Annotated in this window: 13 protein-coding genes; 10 read left to right on the top strand and 3 right to left on the bottom strand. The window is 34.4% G+C overall.

The features are described from left to right. Positions 1-42 precede the first annotated feature (42 nt). The 10 genes from LV89_RS19900 (at position 43) to LV89_RS19855 (ending at position 12,877) form a co-directional block, all read left to right on the top strand. Entirely contained in the window at positions 43-663 is a 621-nt protein-coding gene (locus LV89_RS19900; RefSeq protein WP_229201561.1) for a Uma2 family endonuclease, read from the top strand. Beyond that, entirely contained in the window at positions 660-1,346 is a 687-nt protein-coding gene (locus LV89_RS19895) for an SIR2 family NAD-dependent protein deacylase (RefSeq protein WP_109744677.1), read from the top strand. The genes LV89_RS19900 and LV89_RS19895 overlap by 4 nt, the downstream gene beginning before the upstream one ends. 114 nt (positions 1,347-1,460) lie before the next feature. Next, positions 1,461-1,868, top strand: coding sequence for an EVE domain-containing protein (locus tag LV89_RS19890; protein ID WP_109744676.1), 408 nt, complete (start codon positions 1,461-1,463; stop codon positions 1,866-1,868). Positions 1,869-1,905: 37 nt separating this feature from the next. Next, positions 1,906-3,513, top strand: a complete 1,608-nt coding sequence (locus LV89_RS19885) for a hypothetical protein (RefSeq protein WP_146199216.1) — start codon at positions 1,906-1,908, stop codon at positions 3,511-3,513. Positions 3,514-3,637: 124 nt separating this feature from the next. Beyond that, entirely contained in the window at positions 3,638-4,534 is an 897-nt protein-coding gene (locus LV89_RS19880; protein WP_109744674.1) for an RsmD family RNA methyltransferase, read from the top strand. A gap of 376 nt (positions 4,535-4,910) precedes the next feature. Beyond that, positions 4,911-6,029 (top strand): tetratricopeptide repeat protein, encoded by a 1,119-nt coding sequence (locus tag LV89_RS19875; RefSeq protein ID WP_158279643.1) that lies wholly within the window; start codon positions 4,911-4,913, stop codon positions 6,027-6,029. Between the two features lie 88 nt (positions 6,030-6,117). Then, positions 6,118-8,058, top strand: a complete 1,941-nt coding sequence (thrS, locus tag LV89_RS19870; RefSeq protein ID WP_109744672.1) for a threonine--tRNA ligase — start codon at positions 6,118-6,120, stop codon at positions 8,056-8,058. A 208-nt stretch (positions 8,059-8,266) separates the two neighbouring features. After that, positions 8,267-8,827: a translation initiation factor IF-3 gene (gene infC / locus LV89_RS19865; protein WP_109744671.1), complete on the top strand. Its 561-nt coding sequence runs from the start codon at positions 8,267-8,269 to the stop codon at positions 8,825-8,827. A 79-nt stretch (positions 8,828-8,906) separates the two neighbouring features. Beyond that, positions 8,907-11,825 carry a TolB-like translocation protein gene (locus LV89_RS19860; protein WP_109744670.1) on the top strand — a complete coding sequence of 973 codons (2,919 nt, stop codon included), beginning with the start codon at positions 8,907-8,909 and terminating at the stop codon, positions 11,823-11,825. A 23-nt stretch (positions 11,826-11,848) separates the two neighbouring features. Beyond that, positions 11,849-12,877: a sensor histidine kinase gene (locus LV89_RS19855; protein WP_109744669.1), complete on the top strand. Its 1,029-nt coding sequence runs from the start codon at positions 11,849-11,851 to the stop codon at positions 12,875-12,877. Here the strand turns inward: LV89_RS19855 and LV89_RS19850 are convergent. The 3 genes from LV89_RS19850 to LV89_RS19840 all read right to left on the bottom strand — a co-directional run bounded on the left by LV89_RS19850 (position 12,874) and on the right by LV89_RS19840 (position 16,433). Then, entirely contained in the window at positions 12,874-14,523 is a 1,650-nt protein-coding gene (locus tag LV89_RS19850) for a sialate O-acetylesterase (RefSeq protein ID WP_109744668.1), read from the bottom strand. The genes LV89_RS19855 and LV89_RS19850 overlap by 4 nt on opposite strands. 251 nt (positions 14,524-14,774) lie before the next feature. Continuing rightward, positions 14,775-15,341, bottom strand: coding sequence for a 50S ribosomal protein L25/general stress protein Ctc (locus tag LV89_RS19845; RefSeq protein ID WP_109744667.1), 567 nt, complete (start codon positions 15,339-15,341; stop codon positions 14,775-14,777). A 150-nt stretch (positions 15,342-15,491) separates the two neighbouring features. After that, on the bottom strand, positions 15,492-16,433 hold the full coding sequence (locus LV89_RS19840; protein WP_109744666.1) for a ribose-phosphate pyrophosphokinase: 942 nt from the start codon (positions 16,431-16,433) through the stop codon (positions 15,492-15,494). Positions 16,434-16,458 lie beyond the last annotated feature (25 nt).

The following is a 16,458-nucleotide window of genomic DNA, read 5'->3' as shown; positions in this document are numbered from 1 at the left end:
TACGGTAAAAATAAATTTGTAAATTTGGCAAAACCAAAGATTATGACTTATCCTATTTCTAAAATGACACAAAATCTGAGTGATGAACATCAAAGTCGAATACTGAATTTTTCGAGATTCAATATGGATGATGATGCTTTCTTTGATTTTTGCCAAGATAACGAACACCTTAAAATCGAGCGTAATGCCGATGGAACTATCATTTTTATGCCACCAACAGGAGGACTTACGGGAGAACTCAATTCAGAAATAAATGCTGATTTGATGTTTTGGAAAAGAAAGCATGAAGGTCATGTTTTTGATTCATCAACGGGTTTCAAATTACCCAATTCAGCGGTTCGTTCGCCCGATGCGTCGTGGCTATCTGAAGAAAAATATCAAAGTTTAAGTCGGGAAGAATTAAAAAAACATATTCCTTTGTCGCCCGATTTTGTGGTTGAATTAATGTCTGAAACTGATTCGTTGAAAGAATGTCAGCTCAAAATGGAAGAATATATCGAGAATGGCGTTCAATTAGGTTGGTTGATAAATACAAAAGTAGAGGAGGTTTTTATTTACAGAATAGATGGAACAATTTCGAAAGTAATTGGTTTTGATAAAATACTTTCGGGTGAAAATGTATTAGTAGAATTTGAGTTTCAATTAAGCCTTTTGAAAAAATGAAAAAAACATTAGTAGTTCTAACAGGAGCAGGAATTTCAGCAGAAAGTGGTATCGCAACTTTTAGAGATTCAAACGGACTTTGGGAAAACCATTCCATTGAAGATGTTGCTACGCCACAAGGTTGGCAAAAAGACCCTGCTTTGGTTCAAAGATTTTACAATCAACGCCGTGAGCAATTAGCAACTGTTGAACCAAATGGAGGACACAAGATTTTAGCTCGACTCGAACAGTATTTCAACGTCCGAATTATCACACAAAATGTAGATGATTTGCACGAAAGAGGAGGTTCAACCAATGTACTTCATCTTCACGGACAACTTACCCAAGCTCGTGGCTGTAATGACGTAAATAAAATCTATGATATTGGCTATCGTTCGATAGAAATGGGTGAAAAAGCTCAAGACGGAACGCAAATGCGTCCACATATTGTATGGTTTGGCGAAGATGTCCCCGAAATAATGAATGCCGTAGAATTATCTGCCGAAGCCGATATTTTTGTAGTTGTGGGTACGTCAATGCAAGTTTATCCAGCGGCAAGTTTAGTAAATTATGTTGGAAATAAAGTCCCAATTTATATTATCGACCCTAAAAAGCCAGATATTTCTATGAAATCAACGATGACATTTATAGAAGCTGGAGGAAGTGAAGGTTTGGAAAAACTTTGGGATATTTTAGTAAAGTAACACAGACTTTAGTCTGTATCAAAAACTTTGAAATATTTTAGTAAAGTAATACAGACTTTGGGCTGTATCAAACAAGAACAGATAATCATCTGTATCAATTCTAATTAAAATCTAATGAATTATTGGCTCGTAAAATCAGAACCCTTCAAATATTCTTGGGATGATTTCGTTAATCAAGGGACAGGTGTTTGGGACGGTGTTCGTAACTATCAAGCACGGAACAATCTTAAAGCCATGCAAGTTGGCGACTTAGTTTTTTTCTATCATTCCAATGAAGGTCTGGAAATTGTAGGTTTAGCAAAAGTTGTAAAAGAAGCTTATCAAGACCCAACAACCGAAGATAATCGTTGGGTAGTAGTAGATTTAGTTCCTGTTGAAAAATTGCCTAAGACGGTAACCTTAAAGCAAATTAAAGCCGATGAAAGATTGAAAGATATTGGTTTAATTAAGCAAATGAGGTTGTCTGTGACTGCCATCAAACCCGAAGAATTTGATATTATTCTTGGTTTAGCTCATGATTAATTGGAGTTAGACAAGAAAATTTAACCATTATCAATCCATGAAAACGCTTTTTTTTCGTAACTCACTACTGTTGGTTTTATCACTTGTTTCTATATTTTCAGAAGCCCAAAGTATAAAACGCCTTGAAATTCCGATGCCAGCCAACAGCACCGAAATGTTTACAATTCCTATTAATGAACAGGGTGTTTTGGTATTGAATCAACTCAATAAAACTAATTATACACTCACCAGATATGATACTAATTTAGACCGTCTGTGGGTGGTAAATGGTACAATTGATGCAAGTTTAGATTATGTAAAACACGCTTATGACGGTAAAAATCTGTATTTACTTTTTAGCCGTTATAGAAGTAACGTTTATGAAGTAGTAAAAGTAAATATTGGACCGGGCTTTATTGAGAAATACCAAATTATGTCAGTTGATAGAATGGAAGTTTCTGATTTTCAGGCACTCAATTCATCCGTTTTTATTGGTGGTGTTGTAAATTCTCAACCAGTTATCTTATTTACGAATTTACAGGAACGTAAAACTAAAATTTTACCAAGTGCTTTAAAAAGTCAAGCTGAAATCCAGTCGATGGAATTAGATACTACCTCTGGATTAGTCAACGTAACTTACGCAGTTGGAACTCGTGGTAAAAATTACCAATTAGTGTTAAAGTCTTTCGATGAATATGGAAAACAAATAACACAAATTGTGATGGACCCTGAAAATGAATTTGCTATGATGAACGGGCGTTTGAGCTTAGTTTCTGATTCTACGGAAGTGATGTTTGGCACGTATGGACACAAAAACACGATTGGTTCTTCAAAAGGACCAACTTCACAAGGGATTTATTTTACGAAATTAATTGATAATGAGCCTGTTGATGTGAAATTTCATAGTTTTACAGAGTTTAAGAACTTTTTTAGTTTTATGTCAGACCGTCAGCGTGAAAAGCAGGAACGTAAAATACAAGACAAAAAAGAGAAAGGAGAGGATTTACGTTTAGATTATCGTTTGTTAGTCCACGATATTGTCAAACAAGACGATAAATACATCATGGTTGCCGAAGCATTTTATGCAGATTATCGTTACAACAATGTAAGTCCTTATGGTTTTGGCAATGGTTGGAATAGCTTTGGAAGTCCGTATTCATCATTTTATAATCCATATCGTTGGGGCTACGGAAACTACGGTTTGTATTCGCCGTTTAGTTCGTATTATTCGCCTTGGGGTTGGGGAAATAGAAATTATAATAACTCCCAAGCGTTTGATGGCTGGATTTACACCCACGCAATTGTAGCGGCATTTGACGAAAAAGGAAATCTTTTGTGGGATAACAGCATTGAAATGAAAGATGTAAAAGAGCAGAAGCTTACCGAAAAAGTAAAAGCTTCTATCAAAGGAGACGAAATTGCACTTTCATATAGTAACAAAGGGCAAATATTTACAAAAATTATCAAAGCAGAGAAAGTGCTTGAAAATACCCAACCAAGACCCATCGAAACGCAATTGGAAGGCGATAAAGTAAAACAAACCTCTTCTGATAACATTGATTTTTGGTACAATAATTATTTCATCGCCTCTGGTTATCAAAGAATTAACAACGAACAAGAAGGAGGAAGAAGAAATGTATATTATTTGAACAAAGTATCGTTTTAGTGTAGAGCGATGTTTCTGCATCGTAAATAAAAGCCTCTAAGCAAAATGTTTAGAGGCTTTTATTGTTTGTTAAGCCATATAATAAAATTATCTTTGCTAAATGGTTATAGTGCCATTTTTTATTATGCAACAAGAGACAATACAACTACAAACACCACAAAACTGGAAAGAATATCAACTGATTGATTCGGGTGGGTTTGAGAAATTAGAAAAATTTGGGAAATATATTCTTCGTCGTCCAGAACCACAGGCGGCTTGGGATAAATCTATGCCCGAATCTGAATGGGAAAGAACTGCCAATGCTATCTTTAAAAAAGAGAAAGGTTCGCAGGAAAAAGGGGAGTGGATTATGAAAAAAGGGATGGAAGACCGTTGGTTTATGAATTATAAAACGGCTGATTTAGACTTAAACTTTAAATTAGCGTTGTCTTCTTTCAAACACGTTGGGATTTTTCCTGAACAAGCGTCAAATTGGGATTTTATTCAGGATAAAATTAAGAAATTGCCTGTAAAAACGCCTAAAATATTGAATCTCTTTGCTTACACGGGCGGGGCTTCAATTGCTTCCAAGCAAGCAGGGGCAGATATTACCCACGTTGATTCTATCAAACAAGTGATTTCATGGTCACGTGAGAACATGGAAGCGAGTAACTTAGAAAATATTCGTTGGGTGGTTGAAGATGCTTTGAAATTTGTAAAACGTGAAGCCAAAAGAGGTAATACTTATAACGGAATCATTCTTGACCCGCCTGCTTATGGACGTGGGCCAGACGGCGAACGTTGGATTTTAGAAGAACAAATTAATGAATTATTGAAAACTGTTGCCCAAATTTTAGATAAAGAAAATTACTTCTTGATTTTAAATATGTATTCAATGGGCTTTTCGTCGTTAATTGTTGAAAACTTAGTGAAATGCTCTTTTGAACAGTCAAAAAATCATGAATTTGGCGAATTATATTTGAAAGATAGCTTTGATAAAAAATTGCCATTGGGCGTTTTTTATCGTTTTGCAAGTGTTTAATAAAAAAGGGTCAGATAAATAATACCTGACCCTTTTATCTTTCTTATTGAGCAAAAACTTCAAGAGCTTTTAAAAAAACAAGGAAGATGACGAAATAGTAAATTTTTTTCATTTGTGGTTAGTGTTAAAAGTGGTTAATGTTTTGATACAAAGCTACTTATATTTTTCATTTAACAAAAGAAAATTGCAATTGTTTAAAGAATAATAATATATTCTTGACATAAAAATATCAAAATGGTATAAAATTGCTCTTCCAAATGAAAATTTTCGCCAATAAATAACTCAAGCCCAATACTTAATTGTATTCATTTTGTAATTTTGATTAATGAATAGGTTTTTACTGACTTTTATAAATTTTTGTTTTATCGTTACAATTTTGGCTTCCTGTATAAGCGAATCTAAAAGAGGTATAACAATACCGCCTGTCCCAGAAGTTACAGAAAAAGCCCGTCGAGATGCTGCAATTGCATTTTTAACGGATGCTATTGATGCAGCTCCCAATAGTTCTGAAAATTATTACAAACGCTCCCTTTTATTATTAGAAAACGAAAAAATTAAAGAGGCGTTAGAAGATATTAATAATGCCATTGGAATAAAACCTAACGTTGGGAGTTATTTTCAAGCTAAAGCCTTAATTCTGAGAGCATCGGGAGAACCACGATTGGCTTTGGAAGCTGCCTCAAAAGCGGAGGTTTTAAACATAGAATCGCCAGAGTTATTTACACTTTTAGGTGATTTGTACCAGCAATTACGCCAATTTGGGACGGCACGTTCTTATTTGAGAAAAGCTTTGCAAATTTCTCCAAATAATGGCGAAACTTATTTTTATCAAGGTGAAATTGCTGCTAAAACCGCAGATACAACGACGGCTTTGGCACTTTATCAGCAAACTTTGGGACTGAAACCCAGTTTTTTGCCTGCTTATTTAAAGTTAATTCAAGTTCATACAAATCTAAAACAGTATGATTTGGCACTTTTGTATAGTCAGGAAGCCCTCAAATATCATCCTAAAAGTGCTCCCTTATATTTTCAAAGAGGAAATACATATCAGCGTGCTTGGAAATTTGATAGTGCCGTACAATGTTACAGTAAAGCTATATTATTAGATACTAATTTTGTTCAAGCAAGTTTTAGTGCAGGTATGATATATTTTAAAACACGAGCCTTCAAATTTGCCTTGCCTTATTTTGAAAGAACTTATAAACACAACCCTAAATATCCTGATGCAAGATATTACGTGGCACAATGTTTGGAGTTTACAGGTCAATACGAAAAAGCGGAGGAATATTATAATCAAATGCTGAGTGAAAATAATCAAGATTATAGGGCAATTGATGGTGTTTCACGAGCTCAACGAAAACAATTATACGGTGAATATATGCCCAATTTTGATTTGAAATATGACACCGCCGCATTTCCTAAGTTTGAAATGCCCAAACGGTCGTCAGTTGATACCAATTTGTTGAAACCAATACAATCGAAAGGAATAAACTAAACTATAAACAATTGAAGAATTTGGAAAGAATTGTTAGTTGTAAAACACTGATTTTCAATCAAAACCGCTTCAAACAAACACAAAAAAAATGATTAAAATTAAATTGCCAGATGGTAGTGTCAGAGAGTATGCTCAGGGTTCAACTGGGATGGACATTGCACTCAGTATTTCTGAAGGATTGGCTCGTAACGTTTTGGCAGCCAAAGTAAATGGAAAAGTGGTAGATGTGTCATTGCCTATTAATGAAGATTCTGATTTTCAGCTTCTTACATGGAATGATTTAGATGGGAAAGCAACCTTTTGGCATTCATCAGCTCACTTGATGGCAGAGGCTATTGAAGCTATTTATCCGGGTACAAAATTTGGAATCGGACCTGCTATTGATACAGGTTTCTACTATGATATTGACATGGGTGAAAAAACACTCAGTTCAGAAGATTTTAAGAAAATTGAAGACAAAATGCTCGAATTGGCACGTCAGAAAAACGAATATACTCGTTCTGCCGTTTCCAAAACTGATGCTATCAAATATTTTGAAGAAAAAGGTGATGAATATAAATTAGAACTTCTTGATGGACTTGAAGATGGTTCTATCACTTTTTATCAGCAAGGAGGTTTTACAGATTTATGTCGTGGACCACATATTCCGAACACTGGATTTGTAAAAGCGGTTAAATTAATGAGTGTTGCGGGTGCTTACTGGCGAGGAGATATTTCACGTAAACAAATGACTCGTGTATATGCGGTAACTTTCCCTAAACAAAAAGAATTAGAAGAATATTTAACGCTTTTAGAAGAAGCCAAACGCCGTGACCACCGTAAATTAGGGAAAGAATTAGAATTGTTTGCTTTCTCGGAAAAAGTTGGAATGGGCTTGCCTTTGTGGTTGCCTAAAGGAACAATGTTGCGTGAAAGATTAGAGAATTTCCTTCGTAGAGCTCAAGTTCGTGCGGGATACTCTCCTGTAATAACGCCACATATTGGTTCAAAAGAATTATATGTAACTTCTGGTCACTATGCTAAATATGGTGCAGATTCGTTTCAGCCAATTCATACACCAGACGAAGGTGAAGAATTTATGTTGAAACCAATGAACTGTCCTCACCACTGTGAAATTTATAAAACCAAACCACGTTCATACCGTGATTTACCTTTACGTTTGGCAGAATTTGGAACAGTTTATCGTTATGAGCAATCAGGAGAATTACATGGATTAACACGTGTAAGAGGCTTTACGCAAGATGATGCACACATTTTCTGTCGTCCAGACCAAGTAGAGGACGAATTCATGAAAGTTATCGACTTAGTTCTTTATGTATTTAAAGCATTAGGTTTTGATAATTATTCGGCACAAGTTTCTCTTCGTGACCCAGAAAATAAAGAAAAATATATTGGTAAAGACGAAGATTGGGATAAAGCTGAAGCTGCAATTATTAAATCTGCTGCTGCAAAAGGATTACCAACCGTTGTTGAATTAGGTGAAGCAGCATTCTATGGTCCTAAATTAGATTTCATGGTAAAAGATGCTTTAGGACGTAAATGGCAGTTAGGAACAATCCAAGTAGATTACCAATTACCTCAACGTTTTGAATTAGAATATACAGGTTCAGATAATCAAAAACACCGTCCTGTGATGATTCACAGAGCTCCATTTGGTTCATTAGAGCGTTTTGTAGCAATTTTAATAGAAAATACTGCTGGTAACTTCCCATTATGGCTTTCTCCAGAACAATTGGCTGTTTTACCAATTTCTGAGAAATACGAAGATTATGCTAATGAAGTATTTTTAAGATTGCAAGAGCAAGATTTACGTGGTTATATTGACCATCGTGATGAAAAAATTGGTCGTAAAATTCGTGATGCAGAAGTTAATAAATTGCCTTTTATGCTGATTGTTGGAGAGAAAGAATCTGAACAAGGGATGGTTTCTGTTCGTAAAAAAGGTGAAGGGGATTTAGGAATGATGCCAATTGACGAATTTATTAAAATTGCTCAAGAAGAGGTAAATAAGAATATTATCAAATATTAAATAATTGACAATTGATAATGAAGAAGTAATACTTGTTCATTATCAATTGTTAAAAATAATTTGCAAAGTTTCATTTTTTAGGTTAGATTTCGAATGAAACTAAAAAAAAGTTTTTTTTGTAACTTTTTTGAGTAATTTGCGGTTGATTAGTTATTACAATTAGGTAAACCTAAAATATAAACATTTTAAAACCAATCATTTATAGAATATGGCGTTACGCCCCAACAACAATTTTAGAAATAATCGTAGAGAAGAAGAACCTTACAGAATCAATGGGCTTATCAAAGGCGTGCTTGAAGTACGTTTAGTAGGTGAAAACGTTGAGCAAGGTATAATGGATTTTAAAAAAGCTCTTGAAATTGCCCAAGGGCAGAATCTTGATTTAGTAGAAATCTCTCCAAAAGCCGTTCCACCAGTTTGTCGTGTTACGGACTATGCAAAGTTCAAATACGAACAAAAGAAAAAACAAAAAGAAATTAAAGCAAATGCTGCAAAAACAGTATTGAAGGAAATTCGTTTCGGTCCTAATACAGATGACCATGACTTTAATTTCAAACTTAAACACGCTATCAATTTCTTGAAAGAAGGTGCAAAGGTGAAAGCTTACGTTCACTTTGTGGGTCGTTCTATTGTGTTTAAAGAAAGAGGTGAAATATTACTATTGAATTTTGCAAAAGGATTAGAGGAAGTAGGAAAAGCAGATGAAATGCCAAGATTAGAAGGAAAACGTATGTCTATTATGTTTTCTCCAAGAGAAAAGAAAAAGTAATTACTCTCCGATATTTAGAATTCCCTTTCATTCTTTTGAAAAGAGTGTAGGGAATTTTCTTTTATTAGCACGCTCGTCTATGAAAAAACGAATCCTATTTTTTACTTTTCTCTTTATAAGTTTTTCTTTTTTCGGACAAGATAATTTATCTCAAAATCCTGCCAGTTTGCGATGGTCGCAAATTAAAACTCCCCATTTTAGATTAATATTTCCAACTCAAATATCTTCAACTGTACTTCGTAGTGCCAATGTTTTAGAGAAAGTTTATACGCCAGTTAGCAAATCTTTAGGACATGAACCTCGGAATATTTCTGTGATTTTTCAAAATCAAACTACTGAATCCAACGGTTTTGTATCATTACTTCCTCGAAGAACTGAGTTTTTTACCACTTCTCCTCAAGATTATTCTTTACTCGGAAATAATAATTGGTTAGATTTATTGTCAGTCCACGAGTTTCGCCATATTGTTCAAAACGATAAAGCTTTGGTCGGAGCAAGTAAATTATTTTACAATATATTCGGTAATAATGGCTTAGCAGCTTTAACATCGCTCACCGTACCAAATTGGTTTTGGGAAGGAGATGCAGTGGGAATAGAATCATCGCTTACAACTTCTGGACGTGGACGAATTCCAACGTTTGATATGGCTTTACGAACACAATTACTTACCAAAGGTACTTATTCGTATTCAAAAGCAGTTTGTCGTTCTTACAAAGATTTTATTCCCAATCACTATGTGAGTGGCTATTTCATGACAACGTATTTGAAGAATAAGTATGGAGAAAAAGCTTGGGATAATATTTTAAAAAACACTTACGAATTTCCCTTTTATCCATTTTCGTTCTCAAATAACATTAAAAAAACTACTGGACTTAAAACTGAAGCACTTTATCGTAATGCTTTTGATGATATTTCTGATAAATGGAAAAATCAAATTGCTGAAATAAAAGAAACGTCTGTAAAATATTTAAAGACCAAAAATAACAGATACTTTTCCAATTATGAATTTCCGCAAATTTTACCTGATGGGCGAATATTGGCGTTAAAATCTGGACTTTCAGACATTCAGCAATTAGTTATTTTAGATAGTCTTCAGCAAGAACAAAAGGTGTTAGAATTGGGGATTTTAAACGAGTCAGGAACGCTCTCTGCGGTTGGCTCTAAAGTCGTTTGGTCAGAATTTAACTATGATGCTCGTTGGGGACAAAGAGATTTTTCTGTCATTAAAATGTATGATTTTGATAGCAAAAAAGTTAAAAGTGTAACTCATAAATCAAAATTCACGTCACCATCACTTTCACCAGATACCAAGAGAATTGTAGCGTTAGAAAATAGCAGCGAAGGCAAAACATCATTGGTGATACTAAATTCTGAAAATGGTTTAGAAGAAAAACGTTTTAAAAATGAGAAAAACGCCTTTTATATTCATCCACGTTGGTCGGAGGATAGTTTAATTTATGCGGTAAAGTTATCAGATGGCTTAAAAACTATTGTAGAAATTAATTCACAGACAGGAGTGGAGAGAGAATTGTTTTCTCCTGTTAATGAAAATATTGCCTATCCTGTAAGAAAAGGCGATTACATATTATTTAATTCTGGAATATCTGGTATTGATAATATTTATGCAGTAAACTTGAAGACGAATCAGCGTTTTCAAGTAACTAATCGCAAATTTGGAGCATTTAATCCTTCTTTTAGTAATGATGGGAAAACGCTTTATTTCAATGATTTTTCGATAAAAGGACACCAAATTGTGTCTATGCCATTTGTTCCCCAAAGTTTTTTACCTTTTGACGAACTCCTTTATAAACCTGTAAAATATTTTGGAGAAATGGTTTTACAAGAGGCAGGGGAGAATTTGTTAAAGGATATTCCAACGACGAATTTCGAGGTGAAACCTTATCGTAAAGCCAATATTTTTAATGTATATTCTTGGGGGCTTGTCTTAAATTCTTCCGATGCAAATACTTTGAATTTCGGAGTTTCATCAAAAGACTTATTGAGTACAACCTCAATATCAGGAGGTTATACTTACAATGCCAATGAAAACAGAGGGCAGTATTATACAAATATTAGTTATCAAGGATGGTATCCTACACTAAATTTTAGCTATACGAATGGTCAGCGACAAGCAGAATTTTATAGTGATAAACAATCGCCTTTGGATAGTTTATTAAGTGACCGATGGAATCAACAGCAAATTGTATTGGGGGTAGGGTTACCCTTGAATTTGACACGCTCTAAATTCTTGCGGTCTTTGAATGTAGGAGTGAATTTTGCCAATACTAAGGTTTCTGGATACGACCTAAAAGTAAGAACGCCAACTTTGCGTTTTGATGGGGATTTGAATTCAATGATTTATACACTAAATTACGTAAGTCAATTAAAAATGGCGACACGTGATATTGCCCCACGTTTTGCACAATTTGTCAATATTTATTATAGAAATTTACCTTTTGAAAGTGATGTAAATGGAGGAATAATGAGTTGTCAAGCAGGTTTTTATTTTCCGGGAATGTTGCCACATCACAGTTTGAAAGTGCAAGCAGCATTCCAACATCAAGATGGCTTTAAAACGATAACTGGCTCACCCAATGATAATTTATATCTATTTAGTAGTCCTGTGTTTTTTCCGAGAGGAAACACTTATAGAGCGTTTGAAAATTTAGTAACTGCGTCTATTGAATACCGTTTACCCTTGTTTGAGCCAGATTTTTCAATCGGAAGATTACTTTATATTAAAAGAATAAAAGCCAATTTTTTCGGTGACTTTGCTAAAGGTTCAACGTTTTACAATTGGACAGAATTAAAAGATGGTAAGCAAGTAATGTTTATAAGGTCAAATATTGGCAACTACACCTCTTTAGGGATTGATTTAACTGCCCAATTTCACATAATGCGTTTTTCACAACAATTTGAAGCAGGTTTTAGAACAATTTATTTGCCAAATATAGGGCAGTATTTATTTCAACCCTTAATTTTGAATATTGGTTTTTAACTTATTATTTATTGTAAATCCTTATGCGTTTTTTTTCACAACAAATCTATTGGCTGGTGCAAATTTTTTGGTGGTTATTTACCACATTTATTTTGCGTTATCCGACTACAAAATATTTTGAAAATCCACCTATTAGGATTAGCTATCTTATTATTAGTTTTTTAATTGGAATTATTCTAACACATTGCTATACAGTTCTTTATGAGAAAAAGGCACGAAAAAGCCAACTGTCATTAATGTATGCTGTTGCAGGTACAATTGTGACTGGGTTAAGTTTTTATTTATTAGATTATTATTTTGGTTTTCAAAGATACCGTAAACCAAGTCAGGGATTACCGCTTGAATTATACGATTATTTTCAATTTTTTATTGAATCAATTAGATACGTAGTTTTATGGTTCTTATTTTATCACCTTTTAGTAATAAATACGGTTTCAAAAAATAAAGCAATTGCCTTAGCACAGTCAGAAACAGCATTGAAGACAGCGGAACTTGCTAATCTAAAAAATCAATTAAATCCTCATTTTTTATTTAATGCCATAAATAGTATTAAAGCTCTGACCATCTCAGACCCTTCAATGGCACGTGATGCCCTTACTCAACTTTCAGAGCTTTTAAGGACGTCTTTGACCATAGGAAATGAACATTTAGTGTCTCTTGATACAGAAATAAGTTTTGTCAACGATTACCTTTTTTTAGAAAAAATTAGATATGAGAATAGATTAAATTACTTTTTTAATATTGAAAAGAGTGCCTTGACTTTTAAGATTCCGCCGATGTCTCTTCAATTATTGGTTGAAAATGCTATTAAACACGGAATTTCAAAGCATAAAACGGGTGGAGATATTTTTATTAATGCTACTTACAAGAATAATATTTTTTGTCTTTCAGTAATCAATAGTGGAAAGTTGCTTCCCAACGTTTCCCCGACAGGTGTTGGCTTGAAAAATTTGGAAAAAAGACTTTATTTGAATTTTAGAGAAAATGCAGATTTTACTATAAAAGAAAATATTAATCAAGTTGTATCTCTTATTACCATATCGGCAGTTTAGTTTGTCAATTTTGAGGTAGAGAAAAACCTTAAACTACCTTTTAGTTCAAGTTTTTTATAGCGTGCGGTTAAGCCTCCGCCAATGATAACTTCATGAGTAGCTTTGATGGTAACCATATCAATCGAGGAAGGAATCCTGTTACATTCCCATGTTGAAGAGTCGTGCCATGTGCCAGAACTTACACTCGAAATTGGAATAAGCCCCGCAAAATTATTGGGTATTGAAATTTGTGGAGAGATAAGAATATTTCCTAAGTTATCTTTCACTTTAAGTCTGTAACTTCCTGAAGATGAGGAGTAACTTGCCGAAGTTGATAAGTTATTAGATACTTCTGTATTATTTGTCCAGAGATAATTATTGTAAGGTATATTGCTTTGTATCAGTAAACTTGAGATACCATCGCAAGTAGTATTTAATTGAGGTGGTGGCGTAGGTAAACAAGGAATTGAATTATTGAAAAAATTAGTATTTAACTTTTGCGACCAAACGCTTGCTAAAATACGATGACCACTGCCAACAAAATGAATACTGTCTGGGGTTCTGATGTTGGGCCCTACTAACGAATCAGTTTTAGGACCTTCAAATACCTGCGTTGTATAGTTTGCTTGTCCAGTTCCATTCAATCCTATCACATCGTTTTGAGCATCAATAACAGGTTGCCAAGTTCTTGAATTGACAATTTGAAAGCCTTTATACCGAGTTGCTCTTGAAACTACCCATGATAGGTTACTTTTTCCACTATGTTGACGACTTTTGGTGATAATATTTTTGAGGTATGCTCCATAAGTATTTCGGGACGTTTCTTGCAAATTATCGGTTTCTCCCTGATGCCACAAAACTGCCCTTGCTCCAAATTGAGCAAGGTAAAAATGTAGAGATGCTCTCAAGTTGCCATAAGGCATTCCTCTGGGCATAATAATAAAGTTCGTGGGAGTAGCGGTTGAGTCATTCGCAGATTCATTCCATGCTGCGGCACCTGTACCCGACCAGCCAGCATTAAAAAATGCGACAGGAACATTTAATTTTTTTGTTAAACTATCTCCCAAAGCTCCCCAACACCATGCACTTACCCCGAATGGAGAAATATTATAGGTAGAATCTAACCTACTAAAGTCGGCACGTGGTAAAGAAATTGCTCCAAAATTGATAGGAAAAGTTAGGGTATGATTAACAACACTAACTCTATCATCATTAGCCATTGGGCCATAATTTCCTTCATTTTTTAATTCGCTATCGCCTGTTGCGTTTGATTGACCAGCGATTAGAAATACTTCTCCAATTCCGATTCTTTGTATTGATGAAGTTCCTACTAAAGTTGTTTCATTCCAGCATCTTACTTCAAGGTCATACCATCCTCCTGAAACAACCAGCGAACCATAATAAAAACCATTTGAAGGATTTGATTGAATTATTACCCAATTTGTACTTGTTCCCTGCGACGGCGACATGGTGCGTGCTACAACCCGTGCTTCAACTTTATTGACAAAAGTAGTATAATTACCTGCAATATATAACGTTGAATGATTGTTGTTGTCTCTCTGAAAAACAGACCTACTTGTTGGAAATGTAATGGTTACTTGTGCCGAAATGATACTTGACAGAAAACATAAACTTATTACATAGAATAACTTGTGTAATTTATTCATAGGTATTTGTTAGTTGGTAAAGACGGAAAACGAGTCCTTTAGAAATTAGATAAACGTTTTAAATAGCAGTTTTATTAAATAAAATGCTTGTAAGGAAGGAGATAGGCAGGTTGAAAAACCTTGCAAAGATAGTACAAAACGTGTATATTATTTCTCTCGGAATGAATACTTTAAAAAAAATCCCCTTACAATAAAGTAAAGGGATTTAATCTATCAATTTTAATTCACTTTCATGAAAATTATATTTTCAATTAAGCGTTGATTTTTCCTCTTAATGCACGTGGGATGTCGATAGTCGCCACTGGAGCAGTAAGGTTATTTAAAATCGTTACATTTTCAGCTTTCAATTTAGCAACTTTCAAAGTTTGACCTAAATCTAAACCAGTAATATCTGCTTCTACGAAATCAGGAATGTTATCAGCTAAACCTTTCAAAGTTACTTTACGTAATTTTTGAACCATTTTACCCCCTTTACGCACACCTGGAGCATCTCCGATAACTTTAACTGGAACGTCAATTTTAATTTCTTTACCTGCAACGATTTCCAAGAAATCCACGTGAAGAATCATTTCTGATACTGGGTGGTATTGTGAATCTTGAACGATTGCGTGGTGAATTTCTCCTTCGATGTTCAAAATTACTTCTGAAACTTCTGGAGTATATAATAATTCACGGAAAAGAATCATTGGTACTGCGAAGTGAATTTGTTTTTCTCCACCGTACAACACACATGGTGCAAGTGATTCGTTACGTAAATCTTTGGCAGACTTTGTGCCAAGGGTCTCTCTGTTGTACCCTACAATTTCAATCTTTCTCATTTTTGAGTGATTTGTGTTATCAGCCTTTCAATTTTAATTGATAATGGTCAATTAATAATGAACAATTACTAATATTCAGCTTAGCTGTTTTTAAAATTGTTAATTATCAATTGTCAATTTTAACTTATCCTCTGATAACCGTTTAAATAATTATTGTTTTATAAATAATGAACTGATAGATTCATGGTCACGGATTCTGCCAATAGCTTTTGCAAATAATTCTGCTACTGACAATACCTTAATTTTATCACTTTCCTGTCTTAAAGGAATTGTATCTGTAACAACTAATTCTGTTAATACCGAATTATTGATATTATCATAAGCGTTACCAGATAATACTGCGTGTGTTACGATTGCTCTTACTGATTTTGCTCCTTTATCCATAATTAATTGAGCGGCTTTACACATCGTTCCACCTGTATCAATCATGTCATCGACTAAAACAACGTCTGCATCTTTCACATCACCAATTAATTGCATCGTTGCGATTTCATTCGCACGTTTTCTTTGCTTATCACAAATTACCATTTCGGCGTTGAAATATTTTGCAACATTTCTTGTACGAACCACACCACCAACGTCAGGAGAAGCAAATAGAATTTTATCTAATCCTAATGATTTCAAATAAGGCACAAAGATAGCTGTTCCTTCTAAGTGGTCAACTGGAAAATCAAAAAAACCTTGAATTTGTCCAGCGTGCAAATCAATAGTCATCAATCGGTCTGCACCTGCGGCAGTTAATAGATTTGCCATCAATTTCGCTCCGATTCCAACTCTTGGTTTATCTTTTCTGTCTTGACGAGAATAACCAAAATATGGAATGACAACCGTAACATAGTGAGCCGATGCTCTGCGGGCTGCGTCAATCATCAACAACAATTCCATCATGTTGTCAGCAGGTGGGAAAGTCGATTGAATCAAAAAGACATCGCATCCACGAACTGATTCATTAAAACTTGGCGACATTTCACCATCTGAAAATCGTTGGACGCTACTTTGTCCTAAGTCTTTACCGAAATATCGAGCAATTTCAGTTGCTAAATATTGAGAAGACGAACCAGAGAAAATCTTTACTTGATTAATAGAAGCCATAGTTTAAGAGAGTTGCATCACACTC

It is taken from the genome of Arcicella aurantiaca, from assembly GCF_003148625.1.
GTDB classification, from domain to species: Bacteria; Bacteroidota; Bacteroidia; order Cytophagales; family Spirosomataceae; genus Arcicella; species Arcicella aurantiaca.
This window is presented reverse-complemented; position numbering and strand designations above follow the sequence as displayed.

Bases quoted from the DNA above. Each gene is read 5' to 3' on its own strand.
- LV89_RS19900 (WP_229201561.1), top strand. From the start codon at position 43: ATGACTTATCCTATTTCTAAAATGACACAAAATCTGAGTGATGAACAT.
- LV89_RS19895 (WP_109744677.1), top strand. From the start codon at position 660: ATGAAAAAAACATTAGTAGTTCTAACAGGAGCAGGAATTTCAGCAGAA.
- LV89_RS19890 (WP_109744676.1), top strand. From the start codon at position 1,461: ATGAATTATTGGCTCGTAAAATCAGAACCCTTCAAATATTCTTGGGAT.
- LV89_RS19885 (WP_146199216.1), top strand. From the start codon at position 1,906: ATGAAAACGCTTTTTTTTCGTAACTCACTACTGTTGGTTTTATCACTT.
- LV89_RS19880 (WP_109744674.1), top strand. From the start codon at position 3,638: ATGCAACAAGAGACAATACAACTACAAACACCACAAAACTGGAAAGAA.
- thrS (WP_109744672.1), top strand. From the start codon at position 6,118: ATGATTAAAATTAAATTGCCAGATGGTAGTGTCAGAGAGTATGCTCAG.
- infC (WP_109744671.1), top strand. From the start codon at position 8,267: ATGGCGTTACGCCCCAACAACAATTTTAGAAATAATCGTAGAGAAGAA.
- LV89_RS19860 (WP_109744670.1), top strand. From the start codon at position 8,907: ATGAAAAAACGAATCCTATTTTTTACTTTTCTCTTTATAAGTTTTTCT.
- LV89_RS19855 (WP_109744669.1), top strand. From the start codon at position 11,849: ATGCGTTTTTTTTCACAACAAATCTATTGGCTGGTGCAAATTTTTTGG.
- LV89_RS19850 (WP_109744668.1), bottom strand. From the start codon at position 14,523: ATGAATAAATTACACAAGTTATTCTATGTAATAAGTTTATGTTTTCTG.
- LV89_RS19845 (WP_109744667.1), bottom strand. From the start codon at position 15,341: ATGAGAAAGATTGAAATTGTAGGGTACAACAGAGAGACCCTTGGCACA.
- LV89_RS19840 (WP_109744666.1), bottom strand. From the start codon at position 16,433: ATGGCTTCTATTAATCAAGTAAAGATTTTCTCTGGTTCGTCTTCTCAA.